Source organism: Helicobacter apodemus (assembly GCF_000765745.2).
GTDB classification, from domain to species: domain Bacteria; phylum Campylobacterota; class Campylobacteria; order Campylobacterales; family Helicobacteraceae; genus Helicobacter_D; species Helicobacter_D apodemus.
The window spans coordinates 1-12,356 of the sequence record NZ_JRPC02000033.1 but is presented as its reverse complement, the minus strand read 5'-3'; the positions used below and the strand labels follow the sequence as shown (position 1 = coordinate 12,356).

At 34.4% G+C, this 12,356-nt stretch carries 6 protein-coding genes and 2 tRNA genes; 2 read left to right on the top strand and 6 right to left on the bottom strand.

What is annotated here, in order from left to right; translation table 11 throughout:
* From LS72_RS09655 to LS72_RS09630, 6 genes are all read right to left on the bottom strand, one after another.
* Positions 1-298, bottom strand: a 298-nt coding sequence (locus LS72_RS09655) for a hypothetical protein (RefSeq protein WP_138155300.1), incomplete at its 3' end; no start/stop codon positions are given.
* 367 nt (positions 299-665) lie between these two features.
* Positions 666-2,438 carry a dihydroxy-acid dehydratase gene (gene ilvD / locus LS72_RS09650; RefSeq protein ID WP_034555333.1) on the bottom strand — a complete coding sequence of 591 codons (1,773 nt, stop codon included), beginning with the start codon at positions 2,436-2,438 and terminating at the stop codon, positions 666-668.
* A gap of 55 nt (positions 2,439-2,493) precedes the next feature.
* On the bottom strand, positions 2,494-3,768 hold the full coding sequence (locus tag LS72_RS09645; protein WP_138155299.1) for a peptidase U32 family protein: 1,275 nt from the start codon (positions 3,766-3,768) through the stop codon (positions 2,494-2,496).
* Positions 3,765-4,445, bottom strand: a complete 681-nt coding sequence (locus tag LS72_RS09640; protein WP_034554928.1) for a hypothetical protein — start codon at positions 4,443-4,445, stop codon at positions 3,765-3,767. Before LS72_RS09640 ends, LS72_RS09645 begins: the two co-directional genes overlap by 4 nt.
* A 181-nt stretch (positions 4,446-4,626) precedes the next feature.
* Positions 4,627-4,703 (bottom strand) — tRNA-Met (locus tag LS72_RS09635).
* A 34-nt stretch (positions 4,704-4,737) separates the two neighbouring features.
* Positions 4,738-4,812: transfer RNA gene (locus tag LS72_RS09630), tRNA-Gln, on the bottom strand.
* 323 nt (positions 4,813-5,135) lie between these two features.
* Here LS72_RS09630 and LS72_RS09625 point away from each other — a divergent pair.
* Together LS72_RS09625 and LS72_RS09620 are read left to right on the top strand one after the other, a co-directional pair.
* Entirely contained in the window at positions 5,136-6,812 is a 1,677-nt protein-coding gene (locus LS72_RS09625) for a ShlB/FhaC/HecB family hemolysin secretion/activation protein (protein ID WP_052087365.1), read from the top strand.
* A gap of 287 nt (positions 6,813-7,099) precedes the next feature.
* On the top strand, positions 7,100-12,356 hold a 5,257-nt coding region (locus LS72_RS09620; RefSeq protein ID WP_138155298.1), incomplete at its 3' end, for a filamentous hemagglutinin N-terminal domain-containing protein.

The following is a 12,356-nucleotide window of genomic DNA, read 5'->3' as shown; positions in this document are numbered from 1 at the left end:
AAGCAGTTATTAGACTTAAACTTAAGAATAAAGTAGAGCTTGATACTAAAGAATAATTGAGGAATTTAGGATTCTTAAGATTAGAATCTAAAAACTTAGGATTAAATAATTGAGGAATTAAACTTTGAGAATCTAAAGCTTTAGGATTATCTTTATAAACTTTAGGATTTAACAAATTAGAATATGTTTTAACATTAATCCTAGAGTATAGAGGTTTAAGATTAGAATTAGAATCTAAAAACTTAGGATTAAATAATTGAGGAATTAAACTTTGAGAATCTAAAGCATTAGGATTCATAGCTTTTGTATTAAGATTAGAATCTAAGAGTTTAGGATTTAAAACTTTAGAAGTCTTAGAATAAAAACTTTGAGAATCTAAAGCTTTAGGATTACTTTTAGATTTTAAAGTAGAATCTTTTGTATGAGATTGTAAAGTTATAGTATTTGCAGTTTTAGCATTGACTTTAGAATTTGTTTTAGAATGTAAGACTTGGCTTCTTAGAGGAATATTATTGCCCCCCCCCCCGCAGGGTATAATGCTTGTTATTTAATAGAATATTTTGCATAATATTGCAACCTCTTTTTTTGTATGTAGTTATTTATGTAGCTATTAGGGAATTTATAGCTAAATTATTCTAAAAATATGGTTAAACAGCTAATAAGCATTAAAGAATTTCTGTTTTTAATACTGCACCATTTGCAGCGTTGCTTACAAGTAAAGCGTATCTTTTTAGCCATTTGCTTTTTATCTCTTTTTTTATGGGATTCCATTTGTTTTTACGGGATTTTAAAGTTTGAGAATCTACAAGTAATTCTAAGCTTCCTTTGCTTACTGAAATAGCGATTTTATCCCCATCTTCTACTAATGCTATTAATCCCCCCTCTGCAGCCTCTGGGCTAATGTGTCCTATACAACCACCACGGGTTGCCCCACTAAATCGTCCATCGGTGATGAGTGCCACAGATTCCCCTAATCCCATCCCCATAATAAGGCTTGTAGGACTTAACATTTCTTGCATTCCAGGTCCCCCTTTTGGTCCCTCATAACGTATCACTACAACATTCCCTGCTTTTACCTTACCTCCTGCGATACCCTTAATCGCTTCTTCTTGAGAGTTAAAACACACCGCTATACCTTGAAACTCTTTCATACTCTCTGCCATAGCGGCGACCTTTAGCACTGCACCTTCAAGGGCTAGATTTCCATAGAGGATTTTTAGCCCCCCAACTGGTGAATACGCGTTTTGATTATGGCGAATGATATTAGAATCTGTGATTTTTGCGTTTTTTATCCTCTCGCCTAAAGTCTCACCGGTGATAGTGAGGGCGTCTAAGAACAAAATAGAATCTTTTGGCATCGTGTGTGAAATTGTGTTTTTAAAATCTTGAGATTCTGAAATTCTAGTATCTTGCGTAAGATTTACATTTCTTTTAGCAATTTCATTCATTACTGCATTTACTCCCCCCGCCTTATTAATATCCTCCATATGAATTGTGCTTAATGCGGGTGCGATTTTGGCAATATGTGCGACATTTTGGGCAATTTGGTTAATGGATTGTAGTCCAAAATCTATCTCTGCTTCTTTAGCAATAGCTAACATATGCAAAATCGTATTGGTGCTACCCCCCATTGCCATATCTACCACAAAGGCATTATGCACTGCCTTAGCATTTAAAATATTGCGGAATTTAAATTTCTCACTTAAAGTAGAATCTAGTGCGATTTCTACGATTCTACGCGCGGCTTTGCGTAAAAGTTCCTCTCGCTCCTTGGTTAATGCAGGGATTGTCCCATTACCCTCTAATGCTACACCCATTGCTTCACAAAGGGTATTCATAGAATTAGCTGTAAACATCCCACTACAGCTCCCACCACTTGGACAAGCTTTGCATTCTATTTCATAAAGTCTTTTTTCGTCAATCTTGCCATTAGCAAATGCCCCTACTGCTTCAAAGGCAGAGTTTAAATCTAAAATTGTGCCATCTTCAAGTTTGCCCGCAAGCATTGGTCCCCCACTTACAAAGATGGTTGGCACATTTACACGCAAAGCCCCCATAAGCATACCCGGGACGATTTTATCACAATTTGGGATACAAATCATCGCATCAAGTGCGTGGGCGTTCATCACGGTTTCTATAGAATCTGCGATAAGCTCCCTACTTGGCAGGGAATAGAGCATACCGCTATGCCCCATAGCAATACCATCATCCACGCCGATTGTGTTAAATTCAAAAGGCACACCACCGACTTTTCTAATCTCCTCTTTAATAATTTGGGCATAATGGTTTAAGAAAAAATGTCCGGGAATAATATCAATATAACTATTGGCTACACCGATGAAAGGTTTATCAAAATCTGAATCTTGAAGTCCTGTAGCTCTTAATAAACTCCTATGGGGGGTTCTTTGGTAACCTTTTTTGATAATATCACTACGCATATTTACTCCTTAAGTTTATAAAGTAAGCTTCCTAACTCGTATCTTTACAACAATATTATTCTATCTTTTGACGCAAGAAACTAAAAGGTGGGAGCGGTGCGGGGAGCAAAATACGATTCTCATTCCCGCTATGGATAGCCTCTAGCTCTTTGCCATTTTCTAAGAGTATTTTATGAAATTGTAGGAATTTTTTGCCATCTTTGGTAAAAATCCTTCCTAATTCATTCTCACAATCTCTAATAGAGGGACTATGGGGGCTAATAATTTCTTTAGCCTCTTTAGGGCGTATGGTAAATTTACATAAGGCAAATTTCCCATCTTCGCTTACTTCGGCATTGACTTGGTAACTCCCCTCACTAATGGCGGTTTGATGATTTTGCGTATTGAGTTTTTCATAGGGGCGATGGATAAGGTAACCATCACTAAAACCCCTATTCTTTAAGGTGTCTAACTCTTGCTCATAAATCTCTTGCCTAAAACTCCCCTTATAAAAATCCCTTACTGCCATTTTATAAGCATAAGCGGTAATTCCTGCATAATAGCTAGACTTCGTGCGTCCTTCAATTTTAAGAGAATCAATGGCATTACTTTCTAAAATCATCGGAATATGCTCTAAAAGCTTCAAATCTTTAGCGTTAAAAATATGTGTGCCAACACCCTCTTCTTCTACTAATCGCATCATAACACCATTGTCGGGATTCCTCACATAATATTCATAATCAAATCGGCAGTCATTCGCACAACTACCACGATTTGGGACTCTACCACTTTGTAAAGCAGAGATAAGGCAACGACCAGAAAAGGCAAAGCACATACTCCCGTGTATAAAAATCTCTAATTCTAAATTAGGCAATGCCTCTTTAATGCTTATAGCGTCTTTTAAACTTATCTCACGAGCGGCAATTATGCGTCTTACACCCATTTCATAGAAAACTTCGGCGTCTAAAATGTTTAAGACATTTGCTTGTGTGGAGAGATGAATAGGGATATGGGGGGCGATCTTTTGGGTAAGTTTTATCACTCCAGGTGTAGCGACAATAAAAGCATCAGGGTTTAAATCCGCCATTTTTTCAATATGGGATTGGAGCAATTTTAATTGGGAATTAAAGGGAAAACCATTAATAGTTACATAGATTTTTTTGCCTTTATTGTGGGTATATTTTACACCCTCACGAAAGGATTCAAAAGTAAATTCCTTGCCAGAGCGATTGCGTAATGAAAAATGGCTTACACCTCCATATACAGCATCAGCTCCATATTCTAATGCGATTTTTAGTTTCTTAAGATTTCCAGCAGGAGAGAGAATCTCCGGCTTTTTTTGGGGTTTCATTGATTATTACTAAGACTAGATACAAGTTTTTCAATATCCTCTTCATTGAGGACATTTTCTGTATTATCACCCTCTATATGCACAGCAGAGCTAACGCGTTTAGAATCATCAATCTTGCTTTCAAAAAGAGAATTCATATATTTAGCAAGAGAACGCATTACATTAATAACGCGTTCAATTTTTTGGCGGTGAATATCTTGGTATTGCATAATATCCATAGCTTCTAAAGCAGCATTGCTAATATCTTGGATATTATTAGTAATAGTTTTTAATACTTCTTTTATATGTTGAATTTCCTCTAGTTTTTGTGAGAAAGTATGAAAATCGGGAAACTTTTTATGGAGTTTTTGGAGCATTTCTTCTTGGGAATTGATAAATTTTTCAAACTCACTTAAGGATTCTTCAATAACCCCTCCTGCATTATTTATCACCTCTAATTTATCAAAGGTTTGTGAGGCTTTTGCTTCTGAATCTTGTGTTACATCATCAAGTTGATGAATAACTTTATGTTCTGCATTAGGCGGAGGGGGTGGCCAAAGCGTATCTTGCTCTATCCTAAACTTACTTGGCATCTGATCTTTTTGTGGTAGTTCCTCTGTATCTGGTTGAATATCTTCTTGAGTTTGTTGCTCTGAAGTGCCATCATTTAATAATGCGTCTAATTCTTCTTGAGTCATTCATCAACCTTGTTAATTTAAAATTTTATTAAAAAATATCAGTTGATTATAGAATAAATTCAATGTAAGTTTGATTAAATTTATTTTAAATTCTTAATAAATGCTTGTGTAAAAATACAATAGAGTTTATCTGTAAGCTTGTGGAGTTAATAGTCAATAAAGGTTGAGAGAAATGCGAATTTGGTAGCGGGGGATGGATTTGAACCACCGACCTTTGGGTTATGAGCCCAACGAGCTACCGGGCTGCTCTACCCCGCGTTAAAAGCTAAATTTATAAAAAATACAATGAAAATGGCTGGGGTACAAGGATTCGAACCTCGGAATGGCTGGACCAAAACCAGCTGCCTTACCACTTGGCGATACCCCAATAATCAAAGAGTGGGATTATACTAACTTTTATTGCAAAAGTCAAATCTATTTCTTATTCTTTACCCTTATAATAACTTCTATATGCTCTTGATAATGGTATCTCCACAAATCCCTTATTTTAGATTTACAATTTAGTCTTACAAGAAATTTGCAAATAATGTAAAGGCTGATTGATTCAAGCTCATATTGCATTAGATAATTTTTAATAAATTTTAAGCAAATTTACAATAAGAAAATTACAAATACTAAACTTTCAAAACACTAAAATAAAGAATATGCACTAAATTATACATTCTTTAAAGATATAACAAAGGAATATTAATGAAACTTTTTACCAAATCCCCTATTGCAAAATTTTGTTTTTTATCTCTAGTTTCTAATACCCCAAAGCTTTTATATTTATTCTTTGGGCTAGGGGTTAGTGCCTTAGAGGCAAACTTAAGCAGTCTTAATCAAATTGAAAATAGGAGAATAGAGCAAGAAAAGCTCCAAAAGCTTGAAGAGTCCTTTATCCCTATGCCTAAAGCCTCCCCTAAAGTTCCTTTAGAAAATCAAGAATTTGCCTATCCCATAAAAGAAATAGCAATTATTGGCAATACCATTTTACCCCCTAAAGTGCTAGAAAAATGGAGAAATACACATAAACTGCTAAAAGATATGCAATCCTTGCAAAAAGCCATTAATCACTTAGAAAATCTCTATCTTAATAAAGGCTATATTAGCACAAGGATAAAAGTTGATTTAAGTCAAGCTAATTCCCCTAATGCAAAACTTATCCTTAGAATATTAGAGGGCAAGATTGATAAATACCTTTTTAATCATCAAGAAAACTTACTAAAATCCACCCTTACCTTTCCCAAGCGAAAAAATCAGCATTTTAATATCCGCGATATTGACCAAGCTGTTGATAATCTCTCTAATTTAGCTAATATTTCTATTAATCCCTCCTCCAAACTAGGATATAGCATAGTTAATGTAGAAACTCCTAAAAAACTAGACTTAGGGGGCAAACTTAATTATAACAATCTAGGACAAAGCAGCACTGGCAAAGCAAGGGCTAAAATCTCCTTAAATTCAAAAGATTTCTTAGGATTTAATGAAAGCCTTTTTTTCTACTACCAACAGCGTCTAAATCCCAAAAAAAGAAAAAATAATGCTAAAAACTATCTGCTATCCTTTGGCTTTCCTTTTGCATATTATAATGTAGGTTATAGCTATGAGAGTTCGCATTATAAACAAGATATTTATGCCCTCAATAGAATCTATACCGCACAAGGAAGTTCCACGACCCAAAACTTCAATCTCTCAAAAGTTCTCTACCGCAATAGCAACTCAAAACTTCATTTTAAAATCAATCTTGCCTTAAAGAAAATAGACAACTTAATTGACAATCATCGCTTAACCCTTAGCTCAAGGAGACTTTCAGTAATTTCTATGGAATCTTCTTATCTTGGTAGAATGGCTAATGGTTTAATCAGTGCTAATGTGGGCTTACATCAAGGCTTAAAGCATTTTAAAGCCAATAAAGATAATGAATGGTATCGCACCCCTAACACACCAGAGGCAAAATTTTTAAAATACTCTTATTCTCTTAGCTGGTATAAACCCTTTAATGCTTATTACTACAAAATAGATTTTAGCGGACAAGCCACCAAAGATATTTTATACTCTAATGAAAAGCTCTATATTGGTGATGATACCACTATTAGAGGATTTAAAAACAATGGATTGCAGGGGGATAAAGGGTTTTATTTAAGGAATGAATTAGGGGTTAATCTTAAAAACATCAAGCCCTTTATAGCCTATGATATAGGGCACATAAAAAATTCTTATGGCTTAGATGAATATGGGAGAGAATTACAAGGAATTTCTATGGGTGCAAAAATCACTTATAAATCCCTAGAAGCTGATTTAACTTTCTCTCACGCACTAAAATACCCTAAAACACTCCCAGTTAATGGCAAAGAAATTTATACAAGCATAACTTGGAATTTTTAAAAGGGATTGTTTAAGCATATGTAACTTTTAGTAACTTTATAGCTTATATTTTCAAAGCCCTAATGCTTAGAATCTAAAGCATTTTAAAAAATCTCCCTTCATTATCCTTAATAAAAAAGATTCTCAAAAAAAGAAAATTTTAATAATATTTTCAATATAAATATATCTACAAATCAACACTAAATCGCTATTAATACTCAAAAAGAATAGACTTTAGGATAAGGGCAAAATAAAAGAATTTAAAAAAAAGAAAGTTTTAATATAAGGAATAAATTAAGGGGGAGATAATGGGTAATGTTTGCAATTATCAGGTTTTTAAAAAAATAACACAAGCTATAGCACCCGCTAAAACCTTAAAAATCCAAATGCCATTATTGCTCTCTCAAAAACCTTTAACCCAAAAAACACATTTAACCCTTAAACTACCTATACAGCCCTTAGTTAAAGCCTCTAAGCCTAAACCTTTTTTATCCCTTTTATTATCCCTTATACTCCCTATCACTTCTACTTATGCCGCACAACCCTCCCCCAACCAAATAGTTGATAGAGAAAAATCCCCCTCTTTATCCTTAGATAAGACAAATAATGGCGTGGATTTAATCCATCTAAGCACTCCTGATAAAAACTTACAATCCCATAATGTTTTTAAACATTTTAATGTCGATAAAAAAGGGGCTATTTTAAATAATAGTAATGCTCTAATTAACTCTAAGCTTGGAGGAATGATTCCTCCAAACCCTAATTATGCCCCCAATGCTCCCTTAGCAAAAGAAATTCTGCTTGAAGTTTCGGGAAATACTAAAAGCTCACTTTTAGGTTATTTAGAAATTGCAGGAGGCAAGGCGGATTTAATCTTAAGCAATCCTAATGGGATTTATTTAAATGGTGCAGGTTTTATTAATACCCATAATCTCCTTTTAAACACCACAGCAAACTCCCCACATCCTCTCTATGATTCTAAAATAGAAATTGATGGCTTAGGGGCAGATTTAAGCACACTCAATAAAGCAGAATTCATCACGCAAGTAGCCCATTTAAACGCACCCTTATATGGAGGAAAAGAAGTAGTCTTTAACATAGAGGGTTTTAAAGATTCTAACCCCTCCTTTGGCTTTGATGCAAGAATCCTTGGTTCTTTGTATGCTGGGAAAATCACTATTATTGCTAACAAAGAGGGAGTAGGGGTAAAATCTGAAGGCGGACTTTATGCTAATGCGGATTCTTTAAGTATCAATGCTAAAGGAGAGATTATCATCAAAGAAATGTTAGCTAAAGAAAACATTGCTTTAGAGTCTTTAGACAAAATTACTTTGACAACAAAAGCCCAGGCACAAAAACTCTCTATCAAAAGCCCTACTTTAGAAAGCACCGCAAAACTGCATTTTAAAGATTTCGCAACCCTCACAAACGCCTTTAAAAACACTGGAGAGCTTAGAGTCTCTAATCTTAATATGCAAAGTAATAACTTTAATAATGGTGGGGATATTAAAGGACACACCTTTAGTCTTAATACTCAAGCTTTAGAAAATACAGGGGGGATTGTAGTTCAAGATTTAGTGCTTAATACGCAAAGTTTAAAGAATAATGGAAAACTTTTAACCCAAGACTTACAGCTTAATACGCAAGATTTTAGTAATTATGGAGACTTAAGGAGTGAAAGGGCAGATATTTTTACAAAAGACTTAAATAATAATGGCTTACTTTTAAGCAATACACTTTTGATACAAACTAACACTTTAAATAATACAAATGCTTTAGAAGCTAACACATTTACCCTTACAACCCAAACTTTAAATAATAATGGGAATCTCCTAGCTTCTAATCTTAATATGCAAAGTAATAACTTTAATAATGGTGGGGATATTAAAGGACACACCTTTAGTCTTAATACTCAAGCTTTAGAAAATACAGGGGGGATTGTAGTTCAAGATTTAGTGCTTAATACGCAAAGTTTAAACAATCAAGGAAACATTAGGGCAAATACTTTTAAGGCGCAGCTTAAAGATTATAACTTCAAAGATGGAGAGATTTTAGTAGAGGATTCTTTATCCCTAGAGGCTAATAACCTAACACTCTCTAAAGCCTTTAATACCCCTTCTAATGTCTTTATAAACCTTAAAGGGGATTTTCATAATACTAAAAACTTTTCTGCAAACTCCCTGCATTTACAAGCTAATAAGGTTATTAATAGCTCTTTAATAGCCCTAAGGGGGGCTTCTTCTCTTAATAGTCAAACTTTTAATAATGCCAAAAATGCAAGACTTTTAAGCCTAGGAGATCTGCAATTAAAAAACCAATCCTTGCATAATCAAGGGGAGATTCTTGCTAATTCTTTAAATATCCACACCCATAGGCTTGATAACCTTTCAGCCTCTATCCAATCTCTCCAAGACTTTAATCTCTCTACCAACACACTTAATAACCAAGGAAGTATCCTGCAAAGCTCTTATACTACAAGGTGGTATTATCCGCAGAATAATCCCAAAAAAGCCCCCGCTATTGCGAGTAAAGAACTTTTTTTAAAGACTTTAGATAAAGACTTCCAAAATCTTTATAGGCATTTTAGCAAACCCCAAGGGCAATGGATTAGTAGCCCTTATGTTAAAAATATAGAAATTCCTAACTCTAGCCTTAAAACTCACAAAGCCTCTCTTAAAGCAGGAGGTAATTTCACCATAAAAGCTAAAGAGATTTTAAACCAAGAAGCAGAGATTATTGCTAAGAAGTCTTTAAACATCACTACCCAAAACTTAAAAAACACAAGAGCTTCTATACCCCTTAATCTCAAAGTGATTTATGGGAGGGATTATGAAGTAGTAGAGCATAGAAGAATCCCTTTAAATGGTGACTTAAAACCAGAAACAATAAAACAAGAAGCCTTAAAAGAGGGGAAAGTAAGCAATGAAAGATTAGGGAGGATAAGAAGGGGAATAAGAAGATATGCTTGGGCTTATAACTACACCCTCACCAAAACCCTAGCCCCAGAATATAAAAGTAGCTATGCAACCTCCTTATTTTCTAATACCCCTACCCTGATCCTAGCAGGAGGAAATGCTACTATCCAAGCACAAAATATTCTTAATCAATCTTTCTTAGGCTTTAGGGGCAATACTACCTTAAACACCCATACACTTAATAATGCTAAAGATGCTACGCTCTTTAATAATGCCACTCTATCCTTACAAGCCCATAGCTTTAAAAATGAAGGAGAGATTAGGGGAGAAAATCTTAATGCGACCCTTAATACTTTAGAAAATAAGGCAGGAAAAATAACTTTTAATCAAAACGCTTCTTTGAAACTACAAACTTTAAAAAATCAAGGAATTACGAATAAAACCTACTCACAAAAGTGGGTAAATGCGGATAAGAGTGCCCTTATTTTAGAGGATATTCCAGAAAAAGATTTAATAGAGCCTAGAGCCTCTCTCAATGCTCAAAGGACTTCACGCAAAAATGGCACTTGGGATAATAGCCCCCCAGAATATATTGCAGGCTCTGAACTCATCACCTCTAATGCACCAAGTTTCAAAGCTCTTTTAGAGGTTAAAGGAAACCTTAATATACAAGCTAAAGAGATTTTAAACCAAGAAGCGGATATTTTAGTAGGTAAGGATTTAGAAATAACGACTAATGTTTTAAACAATGCTAAAACTCCTCAATATGCTAAGGTAGATTTTACCCTTAATCATCCCTTTAGGTATAGTAAGAAACGCGGAAAATTGAGACCTTGGGGTTGGGATAGTGCAACTGCAAGCACTCAAGGAAGCACAAATCAACTCTTTTATTCAGCCTCTCAAACTTCTATCCTTGTAGGGGGTAAAGCTAATATTAAAGCTAGGAAGATTGGGAATGGAGAGATTTTAGAAAATCGTAAAAATACTCAATTTAGTAAATCTACGCCCTTCATAGCTCTAAATCCCCTTTTAAACTTCCTAATCCCTGCTCCAAATAATGCTTTATTTTCTAAGGGTAGAAAAGCAACCCCTACTCCTGCTACTTATAGCCTTAATCTCTCTGCTTTAAATAACTCACTTTTTACTTTAAATACTAATAAAGATTCACCCCTTTTAACACTTAATCCTACTATTGCAGAGTTTTATAATGATACTAATGTTACTCCTAATGTTAATAATGTAGGGATTAAGACTTCTTCTGAAGCTTTAGCTTCTACTACCCTAAAAGCCCCTATAGAATCTAATCCACTCTATACAGATACTTCTATGCTACTCTCTAGTGATTATTTCTTAAATAAACTAGGTTTTAATCCAAAGAGGAGATTTTTAGGGGATAATGCTTTTGAAAAGATTCTTATTACTCAAAGTATTCTTAATCAAAGTCCTAAGCAATATCTAGGGAATATAAATTTTAACTCTTTAAAACAAAGTCTTTTAGAAAATGCTCTTTTAGAACAAAGTCGTTTAGGTTTAATAGCAGGGATTCCTTTAACTCAAGAGCAAAGAGAGGCTTTAGATAAAGATATTCTATGGTATGAATACCAAAGCATACAAACTCCAGATGGGGAAATACAAGAAGTTTTAGTGCCTAAGCTTTATTTAGCTAAAGATTCTTTTAATACTTCCAATGCTTTAACAACTGCTTCTAGCATAGAGGTTCAAGGGGATTTAACCTTACAAGCTAATACCCTTAATAATCAAGGAACAATTAAAGCTTACAATCTCTTTGCTTCCTTACAAGGCTTTATCCAAGAATCTAACTTTAATGAAGCAAAGATTGAAGCTAAAGATAATCTTTTAGTGAATGCTTTAAGTTTTAAAAATCTAGGAGGATCGTTAAAAGCAGGAGAGAATCTTAATATTAGCACTCAAGACTTCCTTAACCAAAGTAAATTCTTAAAGGGTAATCTTTATAAAGATAATGCCGATACCTTTTATCAAAACACTTTCTTAAAAGATAGAGCTTCTATGGAGGGTAAGAATATCTTTATTAAAGCTCAAGATTTTAGCTCTAGGGCTTCTTTGTTTAAGGCTAGAGATTCACTTTTTATTGCAGCAGAGGATATTTCTCTTTTAGGGGATAATAGCTCTAGGTCTATCCAAAGAGGAGCAGGAGATAATAGCTTTTTAAGTGTAGTTAGTAATCATAGTGGAAATTCTTTAGAAGCTAAGGATATGGTTATATTCTCTCAAGGAGATATAAAGAGTATAGGCTCTAGTTTCTCCGCTCAAGGGGATTTAATCTTAGAATCTAAGAATCTTTATTTACTACCAGGTAGGAATATAGAGAGTTTAGAGATTAAAACAAAGCATAAAGGAGCCTTTAAAAGCACACAAGAAATAAGTTTTTATGAAAAGAGCACTTATAGTAAGAATACCTTAGAGGGGGCTAATATTGCTTTAAGGGCTAAAGAGGATTTAATCCTTTATGGGGTGGATTTAAAGGCTACGCCCTCTATTACTTTAGAGGGAGCTAATATCCTCCAAGCAGGGGTTAAAGATACTATTAAGTCTTATCATTCTAAAAGCTCCTCTACTTTCTTTGGGCTTTCTAAGAGAGAGTTTAAAGAAACTTCTTTGAAAGAGCAAG